General features: G+C 68.4%; 19 protein-coding genes and 2 tRNA genes. 9 read left to right on the top strand and 12 right to left on the bottom strand.

What is annotated here, in order from left to right; all coding sequences use genetic code 11:
* The first annotated feature begins 6 nt into the window (after positions 1–6).
* Positions 7–936 carry a Gfo/Idh/MocA family protein gene (locus tag LQ566_RS09590; protein WP_231091462.1) on the top strand — a complete coding sequence of 310 codons (930 nt, stop codon included), beginning with the start codon at positions 7–9 and terminating at the stop codon, positions 934–936.
* A 42-nt stretch (positions 937–978) separates the two neighbouring features.
* On the opposite strand, the gene LQ566_RS09585 is transcribed toward LQ566_RS09590, so the two are convergent.
* Complete coding sequence (locus LQ566_RS09585) at positions 979–2,502, bottom strand: ATP-dependent DNA ligase (RefSeq protein WP_231091461.1); 1,524 nt, start codon at positions 2,500–2,502, stop codon at positions 979–981.
* 140 nt (positions 2,503–2,642) lie between these two features.
* On the opposite strand from LQ566_RS09585, the gene LQ566_RS09580 reads away from it, so the two are divergent.
* A complete protein-coding gene (locus tag LQ566_RS09580; RefSeq protein WP_231091460.1) occupies positions 2,643–2,861 on the top strand; it encodes a hypothetical protein in 219 nt (72 codons plus the stop codon).
* Between the two features lie 3 nt (positions 2,862–2,864).
* Here the strand turns inward: LQ566_RS09580 and LQ566_RS09575 are convergent, their stop codons facing one another.
* Positions 2,865–3,875: an ArsR/SmtB family transcription factor gene (locus LQ566_RS09575; RefSeq protein WP_231091459.1), complete on the bottom strand. Its 1,011-nt coding sequence runs from the start codon at positions 3,873–3,875 to the stop codon at positions 2,865–2,867.
* Positions 3,876–3,956: 81 nt separating this feature from the next.
* Here LQ566_RS09575 and LQ566_RS09570 point away from each other — a divergent pair, with 81 nt between their 5' ends.
* The 4 genes from LQ566_RS09570 to LQ566_RS09555 all read left to right on the top strand — a co-directional run bounded on the left by LQ566_RS09570 (position 3,957) and on the right by LQ566_RS09555 (position 5,717).
* A complete protein-coding gene (locus tag LQ566_RS09570) occupies positions 3,957–4,313 on the top strand; it encodes a cupin domain-containing protein (protein ID WP_231091458.1) in 357 nt (118 codons plus the stop codon).
* A gap of 20 nt (positions 4,314–4,333) precedes the next feature.
* Positions 4,334–4,630 (top strand): DUF4287 domain-containing protein, encoded by a 297-nt coding sequence (locus LQ566_RS09565; protein WP_231091457.1) that lies wholly within the window; start codon positions 4,334–4,336, stop codon positions 4,628–4,630.
* A gap of 9 nt (positions 4,631–4,639) precedes the next feature.
* Entirely contained in the window at positions 4,640–5,284 is a 645-nt protein-coding gene (locus LQ566_RS09560; RefSeq protein WP_231091456.1) for a dihydrofolate reductase family protein, read from the top strand.
* Positions 5,285–5,351: 67 nt separating this feature from the next.
* Complete coding sequence (locus LQ566_RS09555) at positions 5,352–5,717, top strand: VOC family protein (protein WP_231091455.1); 366 nt, start codon at positions 5,352–5,354, stop codon at positions 5,715–5,717.
* Positions 5,718–5,758: 41 nt separating this feature from the next.
* On the opposite strand, the gene LQ566_RS09550 is transcribed toward LQ566_RS09555, so the two are convergent.
* Positions 5,759–6,064, bottom strand: coding sequence for an ArsR/SmtB family transcription factor (locus tag LQ566_RS09550; RefSeq protein ID WP_231091454.1), 306 nt, complete (start codon positions 6,062–6,064; stop codon positions 5,759–5,761).
* A gap of 82 nt (positions 6,065–6,146) precedes the next feature.
* On the opposite strand from LQ566_RS09550, the gene LQ566_RS09545 reads away from it, so the two are divergent.
* Positions 6,147–7,376: an MFS transporter gene (locus LQ566_RS09545; protein ID WP_231091453.1), complete on the top strand. Its 1,230-nt coding sequence runs from the start codon at positions 6,147–6,149 to the stop codon at positions 7,374–7,376.
* Positions 7,377–7,772: 396 nt separating this feature from the next.
* Here LQ566_RS09545 and LQ566_RS09540 read toward each other — a convergent pair.
* The 5 genes from LQ566_RS09540 to serS all read right to left on the bottom strand — a co-directional run bounded on the left by LQ566_RS09540 (position 7,773) and on the right by serS (position 11,592).
* Positions 7,773–7,866: transfer RNA gene (locus LQ566_RS09540), tRNA-Ser, on the bottom strand.
* A gap of 87 nt (positions 7,867–7,953) precedes the next feature.
* On the bottom strand, positions 7,954–9,264 hold the full coding sequence (locus tag LQ566_RS09535) for an LCP family protein (protein ID WP_231091452.1): 1,311 nt from the start codon (positions 9,262–9,264) through the stop codon (positions 7,954–7,956).
* A gap of 75 nt (positions 9,265–9,339) precedes the next feature.
* Positions 9,340–9,424 (bottom strand) — tRNA-Ser (locus tag LQ566_RS09530).
* A 99-nt stretch (positions 9,425–9,523) separates the two neighbouring features.
* Positions 9,524–10,330: an HAD family hydrolase gene (locus LQ566_RS09525; RefSeq protein WP_231091451.1), complete on the bottom strand. Its 807-nt coding sequence runs from the start codon at positions 10,328–10,330 to the stop codon at positions 9,524–9,526.
* Complete coding sequence (gene serS, locus LQ566_RS09520) at positions 10,327–11,592, bottom strand: serine--tRNA ligase (protein ID WP_231091450.1); 1,266 nt, start codon at positions 11,590–11,592, stop codon at positions 10,327–10,329. Before serS ends, LQ566_RS09525 begins: the two co-directional genes overlap by 4 nt.
* 61 nt (positions 11,593–11,653) lie before the next feature.
* Here serS and LQ566_RS09515 point away from each other — a divergent pair, with 61 nt between their 5' ends.
* On the top strand, positions 11,654–12,646 hold the full coding sequence (locus LQ566_RS09515) for a diacylglycerol/lipid kinase family protein (RefSeq protein WP_231091449.1): 993 nt from the start codon (positions 11,654–11,656) through the stop codon (positions 12,644–12,646).
* 20 nt (positions 12,647–12,666) lie between these two features.
* Here the strand turns inward: LQ566_RS09515 and LQ566_RS09510 are convergent, their stop codons facing one another.
* From LQ566_RS09510 to LQ566_RS09500, 3 genes are all read right to left on the bottom strand, one after another.
* Positions 12,667–13,395 carry a hypothetical protein gene (locus LQ566_RS09510; protein WP_231091448.1) on the bottom strand — a complete coding sequence of 243 codons (729 nt, stop codon included), beginning with the start codon at positions 13,393–13,395 and terminating at the stop codon, positions 12,667–12,669.
* A 40-nt stretch (positions 13,396–13,435) separates the two neighbouring features.
* Positions 13,436–14,884 (bottom strand): cardiolipin synthase, encoded by a 1,449-nt coding sequence (cls, locus tag LQ566_RS09505; RefSeq protein ID WP_231091447.1) that lies wholly within the window; start codon positions 14,882–14,884, stop codon positions 13,436–13,438.
* Between the two features lie 73 nt (positions 14,885–14,957).
* The gene (locus LQ566_RS09500) at positions 14,958–15,143 is read right to left on the bottom strand and encodes a hypothetical protein (protein ID WP_231091446.1); all 186 of its coding nucleotides are present in this window, start codon (positions 15,141–15,143) and stop codon (positions 14,958–14,960) included.
* Positions 15,144–15,314: 171 nt separating this feature from the next.
* On the opposite strand from LQ566_RS09500, the gene LQ566_RS09495 reads away from it, so the two are divergent.
* Positions 15,315–16,427, top strand: coding sequence for a DUF4192 family protein (locus LQ566_RS09495; protein ID WP_231091445.1), 1,113 nt, complete (start codon positions 15,315–15,317; stop codon positions 16,425–16,427).
* 95 nt (positions 16,428–16,522) lie between these two features.
* Here LQ566_RS09495 and lysS read toward each other — a convergent pair whose 3' ends face one another.
* Entirely contained in the window at positions 16,523–18,058 is a 1,536-nt protein-coding gene (lysS, locus tag LQ566_RS09490; protein ID WP_231091444.1) for a lysine--tRNA ligase, read from the bottom strand.
* Positions 18,059–18,126: the final 68 nt, after the last annotated feature.

Below are 18,126 nucleotides of genomic sequence, written 5' to 3'. Positions count from 1 at the left end.
CACGGGATGAGGTCGGACATCGAGGTCGGCATCGTCGGCACCGGCAGTATGGCGGTGCGGCACCTCGAATCGTGGCGAGCACTCGGCGTGGAGCCCGTGGTCTGGTCACCGCGGTCTGCTGGGGATTTCGCGGCGACATACGGTGCCCGCACGGCTTCGTCATTCGCGGACCTGCTGGCCGGGGCGCAGCTGCTCGATGTCACATCACCCACCCTCACCCACCCGGAGTACGTGCTCGCGGCGGTTGAAGCGGGCACGGACGTGGTGTGCGAAAAACCTCTGGCGCGCACCGGCGCCGCGGCCGACGCACTGGTCGAGGCCGCGCGGAACGCGAAGGTCATGCTCTACCCCGCCCACGTCGTCCGCGCCATGTCCCCGTGGGCACACGCGCGCGATGACATCCACGCCGGACGCATCGGCACAGTGCTCTCGGCGTCGTTCACTCGCATCGGCGAGGGCCCGGATGCGCCGTGGTTCCACGATCACGCCGCATCGGGCGGAGCCGTGATGGACCTGCTGATCCACGACCTCGACGTCGCGGAGTGGATGCTCGGGCGCATCGTGCGCATCTCGGGAACCGAGGAGTCCGATCCCGTGCGGCGGCGGCATCTCGCCCGGCTGGTGCTGGAACACGAGAGCGGGCTGGTCAGCACGATCGATGGCGGCTGGACCGGTCAGCCTCGTCCGTTTCACGCCGGCTTCGCGATCGACGGTTCGGCCGGATCGCTGAACTGGCCGCTCGTGGAGGCCGGCTCCTCGGATCCCACGTCCGCGATCCCGGGGGAGAATCCGTACACGCGTCAGCTCCGCGATGCGCTGGCCGTGCGGGAGGGGGCCGTCCCAGCGGTCGCGGCCGAGGACGGGGCTCGTGCCGTGCATCTGGCCGAGGCGGCGCTCCGCGCGGTCCGCACCGGCGCGGTGTGCCCGACCTCCTGACCGTCCGCGCTCACGGGTGAACGCGCCGAACGCCCCCACTCGTCAGTCGCGCAGCAGCGCCCGCACGCTCTGGATGGTGTCGGCATCGGCGACGGTCTTGTCCGGCCGGTACCCCTTCACACGCGCGAAGCGTAGGGCGACGCCGCCCGGATATCGCGTCGAGCGCTGGACGCCATCGATCGCGATCTCGACCACGAACTCGGGCCGGAGGAAGACCGCATACGGCGTGCTGTGGATCTCGTGCGCCGGAAACGTCTCCGTCTGCCAGCGCAGCAGCTCATCGGTCAGCCCCTTGAAGGTCTTGCCGACCATGACGAGTCCGCCCGGATCGCCGAACTCCCCCGCCGGGTCCAGTGCTCCGAGATGGAGATTCGAGAGCATACCCCGACGCCGGCCCGACCCCCACTCGGCGGCCAGGACGACCAGGTCGTAGGTGAGGACGGGCTTGACCTTCACCCACGACTTTCCGCGACGGCCCGCTGTGTATGCCGAGTCCACCGCCTTGACGACGACGCCCTCGTGGCCGGCCGCGAGCGCCTCACGGGAGAGCTCTTCAGCGGCATGCGCATCGGCGGTGACGATGCCCGGCATCCGCCATGCCCCCGCCACGCGCTCGAGTTCGTCCAGGCGTGTGGCAAGGGGTTCGTCGATCAGGTCGCGCCCGTCGACATGCAGCAGGTCGAAGAACCAGGGTCGCAGGGCGAGGTCACGTGCGACATCGGCCCCGAAGCGCGACATCGTGTCCTGGAACGGACGAGGCCGGCCGTCCTCATCGAGGGCGAGGGTCTCACCGTCGAGGATGAGATCCCGGGCGGGCAGCGAGCGGACGACGTCGACGATCTCAGGCACACGATGGGTGATGTCTGCGAGGCTGCGGGTGTAGACGGCCACCTCATCGCCCGTGCGGTGCACCTGGATGCGCGCACCATCGAGCTTGTACTCGACGCGAGCTTCGCCGGTGGTCTCCAGCGCAGCGCTCGGAGTAGGCGCGCTGGCCGCGAGCATCGGCAGCACCGGCCGACCCACGCGCAGGCCCACGGCCTCCAGGTCCTCCGCAGTTCCCGTGAGTGCGATCAGCGCGGTCTCGCCGAGATCACCGGAGAGCATCGCCGCGCGCCGCACGGTCGCCGCCGGCCGGCCGGAGGCGCGGGCCACCGCATCGAGTAGAACGCCGCCGAGCGCGCCGGTGCGGAGGTCGCCGAGCATCACGCGACTGAGGAAGTCCCACTCATCGGCCGTGGCACGGGATGCGAGCGAGACGAGCAACTCGGTGCGCCGGGTCGCGGAGCCGGCGCCGGACGCGTGGGCGATGGCGTCGAGGCTTTCATCGACCGCGGCGATGGTGAGCTCCGGATCCGCCGCATGGACCACCTCGAGCCCCGTGAGACTGCGCCATCCGACGCCGAGTCTGCCCTGACGCGGTGATGCGAGAAGGAACCCCGTCACGGGGCGGATGTCATCGCCATCAGCGTGCTCCAGCAACCGCGCGAGGATGTCGACCTTCGCCAGTCGCGAGGAGGTGGCGGCGACCTCCTGTGCTGTATCCGCCAGCTCGGAGAGCTTCATGCGGTCATTCTGGCATCGGGGTCCGACATCGGCAGGGGGTTGCGACGCCGAGGCATCCGGTGCCAACGTGGCCGGATCGGCCCGCCAGGGTCCCGTCTACTGCACGGGGCGTACGATCGAGGGGTCGATCGGGAGGGGCAATGGCAGGGCAGTCGGACACACGGCCGAGCACCGCGGTGCTGGCCATCCCGACCGGGCTCGCCGTGTTCACGGCGGCGACGGTGCTGCTCACCATCCACGTTCTCGGGGTCGCCGTCATCGCCGCCGCGATCGTGTTCTTCGGAGCTTTCGCGCTGACGTTTCTCCTCGACCGGTTCGTGTTGCGAGAGCCGCGTGATGACCCTCGCCCGAACCCCTGATCGTCAGAGTCCCGCGCCCACCAGCGCCTCACCCAGCGGGGTACGCAGATGCATCATCCGGTTCCCCTCGCGGGTGCTGATGATCAGCCCGGACCCACGCAGCACCGCCAGATGATGCGAGGCGGTCGAGATGGCGATACCGGCATCGGCGGCCACGTGAGAGGTCGTGCGGGCGACGTGCGCCCGGAGCAGGATCCCCGCCCGGACGGGGCCCAGAAGAGCGCCCAGCGCCACCGCGATGTCCCCGCTCTCACGCGCCCACCCCTCGGTCACGCCGCGGGCGGGATAGAACAGGGTCGGCTGCGCCGGGGACTCCGTGATGACCATGCAGCCCCAGGAGGACATCACCGAGGGCACCAGGACGAGACCGCTGCCACGGCAGTCCACGTCCTCGCTGTGCCGACGGAGGCGAACGCTCACCGAGCCGTCGTTCCAGCGCACGTTGCGGTGCAGCCCCGAGGCCATGGCGGCGAGTCCGTCCACCGCGACCACGCGGGAGCGCACCGCGATGTCGGCGCGCAGGAGCCGCTCCAGCGGACCCCAGAACGGCGCGATCGCCCCCTCCCACATCTCCTCCCACGCATCGGCGATGACCGCTCGTGCTCGCGTCGGATCCGACCGCATCTGCCGGAGCATCTGCTGCCGCTCGCCGGCCGAGCGCGCGATCATTTTGTCGAGATCGACGATCATCCCCGCCAGGGGCGCCGATCGCAGAGCTTCCAATTCCGTCTGTGGCGTCATGTCCCATCGCGGGTCCGCCGTCAGGAAGTCGGGCATGTACCCGTCGGCACCGATCACCTGCGCCAGCAGCGCGAACGCCTCGCGCGGAAGCTGGTCGCGCACGCGCTTCAGCCAGCCCCACTGCAAGGGGAACTGGGCGGGGCGCAGCAGTGCGCGCACCGCATGGGCCAGCTCATGCCCGGGTGAGACGCCGAACCGGACCGCCTCGATATCCCCCGCGCTGAGACGGAAGTTGACGCGATGGTCCGGATGCTCGACGCCTTCCTGGGGCATGTTTCGATCCACGTCGAAACACTACGGGTCCGACCAGGCTGAACGAAAGAGTGGAGCCGACGACGAACACGGAGGGCGATCATGATCGAGACGTTGGCCACAGCCTCCCGGGTGGCCCCCGCGGAGATCCGCATCGGCGCGGGGAACAGCCGGCGCTTCCAGGGCAGCGACCACGGAGCCGCAGTGTCCTACTTCTATGTCGACAATCGTCCCGGCCAGGGCTCGGGGCGCCACTGGCACCCCTACCCTGAGACCTGGGTGGTGATCGAGGGGCGGGCCACCTTTATCGTCGGCGACCAGCGGATCGAAGCATCAGCCGGCGACACGGTCACCGGACCGGCGTTCGTTCCTCACCAGTTCCTCAACACGGGATCCGACACGATGCGGCTGATCTGCATTCACGCGTCGCCGGTGATCCTGCAGACCAACCTCGACTGAAACGAAAGACAGGACAACACATGTCGTTCCAGGCATATCTCGACAACATCGAGGCGAAGACCGGCCTCACCCCACGTCAGTTCATCGAGCTGGCCACCGAGCGGGGCTTCGGTGCGGACACGAAGGCGACACCCATTCTGGAGTGGCTGAAGGAGGACTACGATCTCTCGCGCGGGTATGGCATGGCACTCGTCCACGTGATCACGAAAGGTCCGAAGATCAGCGACAAGCACGTCGGCTCGGGAAGCGTTCACGCCGACGCGTCGGATGAGCTGTGGCTCGACGGCAGCGCCACCAACCCTGCGAACCTCGGATAGGAGCACCACATGGCAGTGCGCATCGACCTCAACGTCTCTCTCGACGGCTACGCAACCACCACCGATCAGACTCCCGAGAAGCCGTTCGGTGAGGACTGGGGGCGCCTCGTCTCGGCGTACACAGCCACCCGCACCTTCCGTGCGCGCGTGCTCGGCGACACCTCGGGAGCCGGCACCACGGGCATCGACGAGAAGTACGCCCAGCAGTACTTCGAGGATCTCGGCGCCGAGATCATGGGCGCCGGGATGTTCGGCCTGCACGACCACGGCGAGGATCCCGACTGGCGCGGCTGGTGGGGTGAGGAGCCGCCGTTCCATGTTCCGGTCTTCGTGCTGACGCACACACCACGCCCCTCCATCTCGTTCGGCAACGGGACGGTGTTCCATTTCCTGGACACCACGGCGGAGGACGCACTGGCACACGCCGTCGAGGCGGCCCAGGGCGGCGACGTCCGCGTGGGCGGCGGTGTGCACACGGCGCGCCAGTTCCTTCAGGCGCGCCTCGTGGACCGCCTCCATCTCGCGGTCGCCCCGATCGCCCTCGGCCGGGGCGAGTCGATCTGGGAGGGACTGCGCGGGCTGGAGGACGGCTACGACGTCACGAGCGAGGTGGCGGAGTCCGGCACCACCCACGTGGTGTTCACACGGCGCTGAGTCCGCTCTTGCCGGTGTCGGAGGGGAGGTTCAGACTGGGCTCGTCCAGACGACGAAAGGAAGCATCATGGCTCACGGAGACATCACCCACATCGACATCCCGGTCAGTGATCTGAAGCGGGGAGCCGAGTTCTACTCCCGGCTCTTCGGCTGGCAGATCGCAGAGATCCCCGGCTTCGAGGGCTACCCCATGTGGCAGGCGCCGAACGGCATCTCCGGCGGCGGGCTGGCACCACGCGGCGAGGGGTTCGTCGAGCCACGCTCCTACGTGGAGGTCGACTCGATCGATGACACCATCGCACTCGCCGAGGAGGCGGGCGCCACGGTCGCGCAACCCAAGCAGCCGATCACCGAGACCAGCGCGTGGGCCGTGATCGTCGATCCCGACGGCAACCACATCGGGCTGTTCGAAGGCGTGGTCGGCGCTGGCTGACCCTGCAGGGCTCTGACGTACCAGCGGGACCTTTCGCCGGTCTACGCGGTGAGGACGGCGTCGAGAAGTCCGGGGAAGCGTGCATCGAGATCCTCTCGACGCAGAGTGAGGATCCGGCGGCGTCCGTTGGGCTCGTTGCGGATGACGCCCGCTTCGCGCAGCACCTTCATGAAGTGCGACTTGGTGGATTTGGGGAGGTTTGGGTCGGTGGCATGACAGGCCGCCATGTCGAGCGGGCCGTCGACGAGCTGGCGCGTGATCGCGAGACGCTCCGGATCGCTGAGCGCGAAGAGCACGTCGACGAGCTGGATCTCGGAACGCTCGGGGTGCGGAAGGTCGCCAGGCATAGTTCGATAATAGTTGAACAATCGCCCGCGAGCGAGTAGCCTCCGATAGTTCGATTTTGTTCGAACTGTTGAGGAGTGCACCATGACCACGACCGAACCCGTCATCTCGCCGTCGACGGCGATTGCCCCTGCAACGAGAACGCCACGACGCACCCGGTTCGGATTCGCGCTGGCGATCATCGCGCAGATCATCATGATGTTCGCCGCGAGTGCGCCGTCGCCGTTCTACCCTGTCCTGGCGCAGCGCATCGGCTTCGATGCGAGCGTGATCAGTGCGGTGTTCGCCGTCTACGCCGTGGCACTCCTGCTCACGCTGCTCACCGCGGGGTCGCTGTCGGATCACGTCGGCCGGCGACCGGTCGCCATCACCGGCTTCCTCCTCCTGGCCACCAGCATGGCGCTGTTCTGGCACGCCGAGACCGTGATGCTGCTGGTTCTGGCCCGCGCCCTGCAGGGCATCGCGAGCGGCCTGCTGATCTCCGCGCTTTCGGCTGCCGCCCTGGATCTGGCCCCTGCCGGGCGACCGGGTGTCGCGGCTCTCTGGAACGCGCTGAGCCCGGGGATCGGACTCGCTTCGGGGGCGCTGGTGTCCGGCATCGTGCTCGACGTGGCCGGGCAGCCCCTCTTCGACGTGTTCGCTCCGCTGACCGCCATCTACATCGTGCTGGCTGCGCTGTTCCTGCTGGCGCCCGAAACGGCACCCCTGCGTCCGGGCGCATGGCACTCGCTCAGCCTCCGTCTCTCCATTCCGGCCCCGATTCGCGCGGACTTCTGGCGTGCGGCGCCCGCTGTGATCGCCGGATGGGCGACCGGTGGCCTGTTCCTCTCCCTGGGAGCGAACATCGTCCGCAACGAACTCGGCGGCGAGGCGCATCTCTGGCAGGGACTCGCGGTCGCTCTCCTCGCCGGGGTCGGGGCGCTCACCGCACTCGCGTTGCGTACGGCCTCGGCACGTTCCACCGTGCTGTTCGGCACCGCGGCCCTGGCGATCGGGACCCTGCTGTCGCTGTTCGCCCTGCGCTCCGGATCGCTCGCGTTCTACCTCGTCGCCGCTGGGGTGACGGGAATGGGATTCGGCACGGCCTTCGCCGGTGTGGTGGCGTCGCTGGCGCCGCGGATCCCCTCCGACGCACGCGCGGACGCCTTCGCGGTGATCTACCTGCTGGCCTACCTCGCCTTCGGGATCCCCGCCGTGATCGCCGGCTTGCTGGTAGGCATGATCGGGCTGGATGCGGTGTGCACGGGCTACGGCATCGTGGTCGTCGCCCTCGCGGCCACCGCCTTCGCCATGCGGCTGCGCCGGCGCGACTGAGGCGGGTGCGTCCAGGACGCGATCCGTTCCCAGCCGTTCGAACCTCGACCTCCGGGCTCGCCTCTCAGAGGACACAGAAACTCACCACGTGGCGGAAAACCGCGGCGACCGCTTCCCGCGCACGGCCGCCAGGGAAAGGGAGCGTCCCCACACAGAGTTCCGCGAGCCCAGCGGTGATGACACGGATAGCCCAGTGCCGGCGGCCCACACCTTCGATGTCTCGATCGTAGGGATGCTCCGTCTCATCGGCAGCCAGCCCACAGCCCATCCCCGATGGCAGCGTTGCGCTGTGGCGGCTGTCGGCTTCCGGTCCGCGCTAATTCCTCACCCCCGAAGCAACCACGACGAAAGGACCCCGCCTCAGCTGTTGCCGGCGCGGGGTCCTCGTGAAGAATCTGGCGGAGACGGTGGGATTTGAACCCACGGACCCCCGTAAGGGGGTCTCCACCTTAGCAGGGTGGTGCACTAGGCCGAACTATGCGACGTCTCCGTGGTTTCCACTCTGGCGAGTGAAGCACACCTGGCAATACTAACCGGTCTCGCCGCGATGCGCGAATGCACGCACCCCGGGCGGGGCTCAGTTCACCTGGCCGTTCGAGCAGGTGCTCTGCGCGGCCGTCGTTCCGGTGATCTGCGACGGGAGCAGCACCGATCCGTCCGGCGCCGTGCTCGGCGTCGGCTCGAGGGTCGCTCCGTCCGCGGGAGCCTCGACCGAGCCGCTGTCCGTGCCGTCCACGGCACCATCCGTCGAACCATCGGTCGCACCGTCCGTCGGGGTGGCGCCTTCGGCGACCACACCGACTCCGGCATCGCCCGTGATCTGGAGCGCGCTGTTGTTGGCCAGCGCCGTCAGCAGGATGCTCGCGGCCGCCTCGTCCGGAACGACGCGGTTGGGGTCGGACGGATCGTCGTAGACGGGGTACTGCACGAAGACGATGTCCTCGAACGGCACATCCTTCACGGCCATCGCCAGCTGGACGAGGGTCACCGGGTTGGTGAGCGAGGTCGACGGGTCGATGGCCGACAGCGTCGTCTTGGCGAGCTTCAGCAGGGTTGCCGGATTGGTGAGCACTTCCGAGCTCATCATCTTCTTCGCGAGACGCGACATGTACTGCTGCTGATTGCTGATGCGCCCGAGGTCGCCACCGTTTCCCACGCCGTGTCGTGTACGGAGGAACTGCAGCGCCTCAAGCCCCTGGATGGTGCGCTCCCCTGCCGGCCAGTCGATGCCCGTGTAGGGGTCGCGGATCGGACTCGCCAGGCACACGGTGACACCGCCGACGGCATCGGTGATCGCCATCACGCCGCCCCAGTTCACCGACGCGGCGTACTGGATGTCCATGCCCGTCAGCTGCTCGATCGTTGCGACCGTGCAGGCCAGACCGCCGGTGTCGAACGCGGAGTTGAGCATCTGCTTGCTCATCGCCGAGGTGACGTTGCCGTCCGCGTCCGTGCACTCCGGGATCGGGACCATGAGGTCGCGGGGGAAGCTGATCACCGTGATCTTGCGCGGCTCGTCCGAGATGTGGACCACGAGGTTCACATCGCTGCGCGCCCCTTCCTCGGCCAGCCCTTCAGCACACCGGTCGCCGAAGTACTGCGCGTACTGCGGCTCACACACGTCCGTGCCGGCGACGAGGATGTTCGCGCCACCCTGGATCTCCGCGATCGACGGCGGGACCTCTCCCCCGATATCGGTCGCATCGGCGGCATAGGAGGACGCGAGGTCGTACGTCACATAACCGGTGAGTCCGATGCCTGCGACCATCACCGTGGCGACGGCGACGCCTACCAGGGTGAGCAGTTGCGCGATCGGCCGCGGGGTGCGGAGCCGACCGTGTCGTGCGATCGTGCGACGACGGGAGCGTTCGGGGGACGCTGCGCTCACACGCTTCCTTTCAGCCTCGGGACCTGCAGCCCCGTGGCGTGCAGGCGGATGCTCCCGGGGTGAACCGGATCAGAGCGGAGGGTGTGGGATTCGAACCCACGGGACATTGCTGCCCACTGGTTTTCAAGACCAGGTCCATCGGCCGCTCGGACAACCCTCCCAAGCGGCGCACCGCTCGTGAGGACGAGTCTATCCGACCTCATGGTCTCCGATTGCGCTGGGCGCGCGCTGGATGGGGACCCAGCGCCGGCTGTGCGCGTCAGGACTCGTCGAGGAGGAGCCGGTGCAAGATGTGTGCGACTCCGCCATCTGCCACCGAGTGGGTGACGAGCGATGCAGCCGCGCGCACCTCGTCCGGAGCCTGCCCCATCGCCACGGCCGTGCCCTCGTGCGATCGGGACCACTCGAACATCCCGAGGTCGTTGCGTCCGTCTCCGATCACGACGGAGTGCGCGGGATCGAAGCCCGCCCACTCGCTGATCAGCTTCAGCGCCGTGCCCTTGTCCACGCCCTGCGGCGCGATGTCGAGCCACGCGGTCCAGCCGATCGCGTACGAGACCTGGTTGAGGCCGATGTCCTCGATCAGACGGGAGAAGTCGTCCTCATCGTGCTCGGCGGAGACCACGACGACACGCGACACATGCTGTGCGGAGAGCTGGGCGAAGGGGACCTGATGCCCCGACTTCACGTTCCAGTGCTCCATCTCCTCGGTGAACAGGCGCGTGCCGTCCTCCAGCTCGACCATGTAGTGGGCATCCGGGAGCTGCTCCCGCAGCAGTTCCAGGGCGGTCGTGGGATCGAAGGTCTCCGTGTGGAAGCGCTCGTAGTCCTCACCGACACGGCGGTAGACCACGGCGCCGTTGGAGGAGACGACGTAGTCGGGGGTGATGTCGAGCATCTCCAGGATCGGCTGGGTCGCGTTCCAGCTGCGTCCCGTCGCGAGCGTCACCTCGTGGCCGGCGGCAACAGCGGCGTGTACGGCGTCGATGACTCCGGGGCTCGGAGTGCCATCCTCCAGGATGACCGTTCCATCGACGTCGAGCGCGATCAGGGCACGGGTGCTCACGCGGCGGGCTCCATCACCTCGAGTCCGCCGAGATAGGGACGAAGCACCTCCGGCACGGTGACGGAGCCGTCGGCACGCTGGTGCGTCTCCAGCAGCGCCACGATCCACCGGGTGGTGGCGAGAGTGCCGTTCAGCGTCGCGACCGGGGTGGTCTTGCCGCCGTCGGGACGGTAGCGGATGTCGAGGCGGCGCGCCTGGTACGTCGTGCAGTTGGACGTGGAGGTGAGCTCGCGATACTTGCCCTGCGTGGGCACCCAGGCCTCGATGTCGTACTTGCGCGCAGCGGAGGAGCCGAGATCGCCCGCCGCGGTGTCGATGACACGGTAGGCCAGCCCGAGATCCGTCATCATCTGCTCCTGCAGAGCCAGCAGACGCTGGTGCTCGGTCTCGGCGTCCTCCGGCGTGGTGTAGACGAACATCTCGAGCTTGTTGAACTGATGGACGCGGATGATGCCCCGGGTGTCCTTGCCGTATGAGCCGGCCTCGCTCCGGTAACAGGTGGACCAGCCCGCGTAACGCTTCGCGCCGCGGCCGAGGTCGAGGATCTCATCCATGTGGTAGCCGGCGAGCGGAACCTCGCTGGTGCCCACCAGGTACAGGTCCTCCTTGTCGAGGTGGTAGACCTCATCGGCGTGCTCGCCGAGGAAGCCGGTGCCCTGCATCACCTCGGGACGCACCAGCGTGGGGACGATCATCGGGGTGAACCCCGCCTCGACGGCGCGGTTGAGCGCGAGGTTCATGAGCGCGATCTCGAGCCGCGCGCCGATCCCCGTGAGGAAGTAGAACCGGGAGCCGGACACCTTCGTGCCACGCTCCATGTCGATGGCGCCGAGCATCTCGCCGAGTTCCAGATGGTCGCGTGCCTCGAAGTCGAACTCCGGCACGACGCCCTCTTCGCGCAGCACGACGTAGTCGTCCTCCCCACCCGCGGGAACGCCGTCGATGACGATGTTCTCGATACGCGCGAATGCCTGCTGCGCGGCTTCCTCCGCCGCGGTCACCTCGCCCTGAGCAGCCTTGACCTGATCGGAGAGCTCCTTGGCCTGCGCGACGAGGGCGGGCTTGTCCTCCTTGGGGGCCTGCGCGACGGTCTTGCCGAACGCGTTCTGCTCCGCACGCAGCGCCTCGAAGGCGTTGATCGCGGCACGACGCGCGGCGTCCGCGGCGATGGCCTCATCGACCGACTCCGGCGAGTTGCCACGGGCCTGCTGAGAGCGGCGGACGAGGTCAGGATTCTCACGGAGGAGTGCGGGATCGATCACCCTCATCAGTGTAGTCGGGGCCACGGACGCGCCGCGCGAGCGCGGAGGCTAGGCTGACCCCATGCCCGCCCCTTCCTCGCCCGCTGCCCCGCGGGACGACCGGTTCGCGGCGCTGGTCTACAACCCGGTAAAGGTGGACGGCGCCGATCTGCGCTCCGCCGTGATCGCCGCATCGCACCGCGCCGGCTGGAGCTCGCCGATGCTGCTGGAGACCACCATCGAGGATCCGGGACAGGGGGCCACCCGCGCGGCCCTGGACGCGGGTGCCGCCGTCGTGCTCGTGGCCGGCGGAGACGGCACGGTCCGCGCGGTCTCGGAGGCCATCGCGCGCACCGGCACACCGCTGACGATCATCCCGAGCGGCACCGGCAACCTCCTCGCCCGCAACCTGCAGCTGCCGCTCTCCGAGCCGGAGCGGATGGTCCGCGCGGCCTTCACCGGCCAGCGGCGCGCGGTCGACATCGGCTTCGCGAACGTCAAGCGCGCCGACGGGTCGGTGCAGGAGCACGCGTTCGTGGTGATGGCCGGCATCGGACTGGACGCTGCGATGATCCGCAACACCCGCGACGAGCTGAAGAAGTCGTTCGGCTGGGTGGCCTATATCGACGGGGCAGCGCGCTCGCTCACCACGGTGTCCCCGTTCCGCGTGATGTTCCAGGTGGACGACGAGCGCATCCTCACCACTCGTGCGCACAGCGTGCTGTGGGCGAACTGCGGCCAGCTGCCCGCGGGGATCCAGCTCCTGCCGGAGGCTTCGATCGACGATGGCCTGCTCGACGTCGCGATCTTCCGCCCTCGGTCGTGGTGGGGTTGGCTGGCCGTCTGGCGCACGGTCTGGTGGCAGAACAGCGTGCTGGGGCGCACGCGAACCGGCCGCCGGGTCATTGCGATGAGCCGCGGCAGCAAAGCCGTCAAGTTCCTGCAGGGCGCGCGGATGGATGCCGCAGTCTCCTCGCCGCAGCCGATCGAGTTCGACGGCGATGAGCTGGGCGAAGCCGTGGGGCTCGACGGCCGTATCGAACGAGGCGGCCTGGTGGTGATGGTCCCCGCCTGAGCGGAGACCATCACCGGGAGTCAGTTCTGCACGGTCACGGCGACCGGATCGGCGGCGCCGTCCAGGCTCACGAGGTTCAGCTGGGTGCCCACGGCGACATCCGGGATGTCGAGCAGGGTCGCTCGCGGCGAGTAGTCCATCGTGCATGCCTGCTCGATGGTGGTGAATGTCACGGTGGTGCCATCGATCGTGTCGACGACGGGCGGGCAGCTGGAGGATCCGTAGGAGATCAGCACCACCCCGAGCGGGGTGAGAGTGGCGGACAGCTCACCCGCGGGCGTCGTGGCAGCATCCGCCGGGCGGGCGGCGAGCGCGATCTCCTGCGACTCCTGCGCGGTGCTCAGCGTCACGGTGGCTGCCGCCTTCGAGTCGACGCCTTCGGGCAGCCCCACCAGAAGCAGCTGCTCGCGCAGATCCTGCGTGCACACTCCGTCCACGGTGGGCGCGGCCAGGACGACGTCGATGTCCTGGTTGGCGACGGTCACATCCTGCACCACGGGGTAACACGACCGGCTGCCGCTTCCCCATGTGACGACGCCCAGTGCCTTCCCGCCGTCCAGCCAGACGACCGAGGCATTCTCGAGGCTCGGCGGCGATGCCGTCCAGTCACCGCTCATCGACGGCTCGGTCGGGGTGGGCGTCGGAGACTGCGGAGCTTCCCCCGGGGCTGCGGTGTTGGTGGCACACCCGGTGAGGAGCGCGGCCACGGCCAGCACGGATCCGATGAGAAGGGGTCGCATGGTGCTCATACCCTTCAGTGTCCCCGATGGCGAGATCGTCTCACAGCGTTCACTGCAATGCGGACGTGAGGCGGGCGAGGTTGTCCAGGACCGTGGAGCGCAGCGGCTGCTTCGACCACTCCTCGCTCGTCAGCTCGCGACTCAGTTCGCGGTACTGGTCCTCCACAGCGCGCATCTCCTGGACGAACCCGGCGTCGCGCACCAGAAGCGAGACCTCCAGATTCAGACCGAACGATCGCATGTCCATGTTGCTGGAGCCCACGACTGCGATGTCGTCGTCGATCGTCAGCCCCTTCGTGTGCAGGATGTACGGCTGCCGGTACATCCAGATGCGGATGCCGGCGCGCAGCAGCGCCTCGTAGTAGCTGCGCTGGGCGTGCCAGACGATGGCCTGGTCGCCGATCTCCGAGACGAACAGCTCCACCTTCACCCCGCGCTGGACGGCGGAGGTGATCGCGAGCAGGAGCGCCTCATCGGGGACGAAGTACGGGCTGATGATGTTGATGCGCTCCTGCGCCGCGTAGAGCAGTGCCACGAACATCCGGAGGTTGTTCTCCACCTCGAACCCGGGCCCGGAGGGGACGATCTGGCACTGCAGGTTGCCGTCGGAGCTCGGCGGCGCGATGGCCACGTCACCGTCCGAGATCAGCTCATCGGTCTCGGTGAACCAGTCGGTGAGAAAGACGGCGGCCACCGACGAGACGACGGGGCCTTCGAGCCGAACCATCAGGTCCACCCAGTGCAGACCTCGCTTGATGTTCTTCTTCAGGTTGTAGCTGGAGTCGGTGATGTTCTGCGAGCCCATCCACGCCACGGTGCCGTCGACGACGAGAAGCTTGCGGTGGTTGCGCAGGTCGGGTCGCTGCGTCTTGCCGCGCAATGGCTGCACCGGCAGCATCAGATGCCACTTCGCACCCATCGCGTCGAGCCGGCGAAGGGTGGCACGGTAATGGGGCTTCCAGCGATTGGCCCAGTGATCCAGCAGCACCCGCACGGTCACGCCGCGTGCGGTGGCGTCTTCCATGGCCTGGAACAGCGTTTCCGTGGTGGCGTCGGCCTGGAAGATGTAGAACTCGATGTAAACGAACTTCTCGGCGCGGCGGATCTCATCCGCCATCCGGTTGATGCTGGCCTCGTAATCCGGCTCGAGGTGGGCGTCGTTGTGATCCAGCATGGGCATCGCGCCCAGGCGTCGGTTCATGCGCACGAGTGACGTGAACCAGGCGGGCTGGCCCTCCTCCGACGAGCGCGCATCGAGGTTGGCGCTCGCCTCACGGATGTAGTCGTTGACCAGCGACTGCTTGCGACGACGTGCACGCGGCAGACGCGGGTTGCCGATGAGGAGGAAGAGCAGCACCCCGAAGTAGGGGATGAAGTAGATCGCCAGCAGCCAGGCCGTGGCCGAAGTGGGGCGCCGGTTCCGCGGCACGATGATGATCGCGGCGATGCGGATGGCGAGGTCGACGGCGATGCCGACCACGACCCACCATGTGATCACGTGTCCTCCCGGCCTTCAGCCTAGCGTCCGGGTACGACACTCCCCGCTCTCACGGGCCGTCGCGCGTGCGGGTTCAGTCGGCGCTCGTGGCGTCCGCCGCGGGCATTCCGCGCTTGGCCCGCTCCTCCGCCTCGATCTGTGCGTACACCTTGCGCTCGGACCGGTCGAAGCGAATGATGCCGCGCAGCACGAAGAAGAACACGACGAGGACCACGGCCGTGGGAAGGAGCGACCAGAGAGCTGCGAGCCAGAAGTCCATGACTCCATGCTACGCCGCGGCTCCTGGGCGCGTGATCGGAGCCATTGCGTCCTCCCCAGGCAGGAACTTCCCCCGTCGTCCCCCACGCATCCGCGTGAACCCGCCGGTCACGCTCGTGAGGGCTGTCGACAGACTCCACTCCGTGCCCTCTCCCGTTGCGACCATCGGGCCATGAGAACGATCATCACCGCAGACTCCTCCGCCGAGCTCCTCGCGCTCATCCCCCATCTCGCGGGCTACGTGCCGCGCGAGAGCGTGGTCGCCATCCCCTTCCGCGCCGGCCGCTCCCTCGCCATGCTGCGCGTGGACCGCGTCGCCCACGATGTCGATGCGTTCGCCGCGACCACCATCGGCACGGTGTGCCGCGTCCCCGACGTCGATGCCGTGGTGCTCGCGGTGTACGCGGACGGCGAGCTCGAACAATCCGGCGCGCGCGAGGTGCTCGACGCGCTCCGGATCCGTGCGGATGCGTGCGGACTGTTCGTCATCGATGCACTCGCCATCGCCGAGAACGGCTGGGCGAGCTATCGTGACGAGCGGACGCCCTCGCCGCGCTCGCTGGAGGAGATCTCACGTCTCGCGCCGGCGGGTCTGGTGACACCGGCCGGCGATCAGGCGGGCGGCAGCACCCTCGTGCGCGCGCCGAAGGAACGTCGACGCCGGGTGTCCGAGGCGCTCGCCGAGACCGAGCGAGCTGCGGACGTCCTGCGGTCACAGACCTGCCCTGGCGCCGATCGCGCGGGCGACCTCAACGCGCAGGGGGCGCGGATCCTCATGGAGCTGACTGATGTCGCGACCGCCTGGGAGACCGCGCTGGAGTTCGAGTCCCTCGACGACGACATCCTCACCGACGAACGAGCCGCGCTGCTGCTGTGGTGCCTCGCTCGCCCGTCGGTGCGCGACGTCGCCCTCGCCCACTGGTGCCACGGAGCCGGTGCCGCCCATCAGGTCCTGGAGGCGCAGCTGGAATGGGAGGAGTCCGGTGACTATCCGGCGGGTCCGCTGTTTCTCGCCGGCGAGGGGCCCCGGCCGGACCAGGCGCGGCTGCATCAGGCGCTCCACCTGCTGCGAGGCCTCGCTGCCCTGGCCTCCGGACGATTCCGGGGCGCCGCACTGGCGTCGGCCGCCTGGACCGCATGGGCGCTCGGGTGGGGAACACATGCCGGCGTGTACGCCCGCGCCGCGCTCTCCGTCGATCCCGGCCAGCGCCTCGCCGAGATCATCGATGAGCTTTCCTCCCGCGGTCATCTGCCGGGCTGGGCGTTCACCCCGGTGGAACCGTGACCGCTGGGCGGGCGCCGGCGCAGTACACGACGCGGCCCGCCGGCCGGATGGTCGACGGGCCGCGGCCGCTCCGGGTGCCGCGGCACCCGGAGAGGTCACTTCACCAGCGGGAAGAGGATCGTCTCGCGAATGCCGAGGCCCGTGATGGCCATGAGCAGGCGATCGATGCCCATGCCCATGCCGCCCGTGGGGGGCATGGCGTGCTCCAGGGCGCGGAGGAACTCCTCGTCCACGCTCATCGCCTCGTCGTCGCCCTGTGCGGCGAGCTTGGCCTGCTCCACGAACCGCTCGCGCTGGATCACGGGGTCCACCAGCTCGGAGTATCCGGTGGCCAGCTCGAATCCGCGGATGTACAGGTCCCACTTCTCGACGACGCCCGGGATGCTCCGGTGCTCGCGTACCAGGGGCGACGTGTCCACCGGGAAGTCCATCACGAAGGTCGGGCGCTCCAGCGAGCCCTTCACGAAGTGCTCCCACAGCTCTTCGACGTACTTGCCGTGCGTCGCGACCTTCTCAGGAACTTCCACGCCCACCGAGTCGGCGAGCGCCTTGAGCTCGGCCAGCGGGGTCTGCGGAGTGATGACGACGCCAGCGGCATCGGAGAGCGAGTCGTACATCGAGATGCGCGCCCATTCACCGCCGAGGTCGTACTCGGTGCCGTCGGCCCAGGTCACCACGGTGGAGCCCGACACCGCGACAGCGGCGTTCTGCACCATCTCCTGGGTGAGATCGGCGATGCCGTTGTAGTCGCTGTACGCCATGTAGGCCTCGAGCATCGCGAACTCGGGGCTGTGCGTGGAATCCGCACCCTCGTTGCGGAAGTTCCGGTTGATCTCGAAGACCCGCTCCAGGCCGCCCACTACAGCGCGCTTCAAGTAGAGCTCGGGCGCGATGCGCAGATAGAGCTCGGTGTCGAACGCGTTCGAGTGGGTCACGAACGGACGAGCCGAGGCCCCACCGTGCTGCACCTGCAGCATCGGGGTCTCCACCTCGATGAATCCGTGGTTCGCGAACGTCTGGCGCAGGCTCGCGTTGGTCTTGGCGCGCGCGATGACGTTCTCACGTGCCTTGTCACGGACGATGAGATCGAGGAAGCGGCTGCGCACACGCGTCTCCTCGTTCAGGTCGGCGTGGAAGTTCGGCAGCGGCAGGATCGCCTTCGCAGCGATGGTCCAGTCGGACACCATGATCGACAGTTCGCCACGCCGCGAGGAGATGACCTCACCGCTCACGAACACGTGATCACCGAGGTCGACCAGCTCCTTCCACGCCGCGAGCGATTCCTCACCCACGTTGGCGAGCGAGATCATCGCCTGGATGCGCGAGCCGTCTCCCGACTGCAGGGTGGCGAAGCAGAGCTTGCCGGTGTTGCGGCTGAACACGACACGACCCGCGACTCCGGCCGTCACGCCGGTCGCGGTGTCGGCTTCCAGCTCGCCGTACTGGGCTCGCAGCTCGGCGATCGTGGTCGTGACGGGCACGGACACCGGGTAGGCGCCGCCCGCGGCATCGGAGCGCTGCTCGATGAGCTTCGCACGCTTCGCCAGACGCACCGCCTTCTGCTCGAAGATGTCCTCTGCGGTGGGCTCGTCAGCGGCTCCGCCGGGCGCGGCGGACGGCGTTTCAGTCATGCGGGGCTCCTTGTGAAAGTCGGTCCATTCTATCGAGGCCCGTCTGCGAGCCCCGTTCACCCGGATCA

Source organism: Microbacterium nymphoidis (assembly GCF_021044885.1).
In the GTDB taxonomy this organism is placed as follows: domain Bacteria; phylum Actinomycetota; class Actinomycetes; order Actinomycetales; family Microbacteriaceae; genus Microbacterium; species Microbacterium nymphoidis.
Note: the sequence above shows the minus strand (reverse complement) of the source record. Positions and strands in the feature narration are given on the sequence as shown.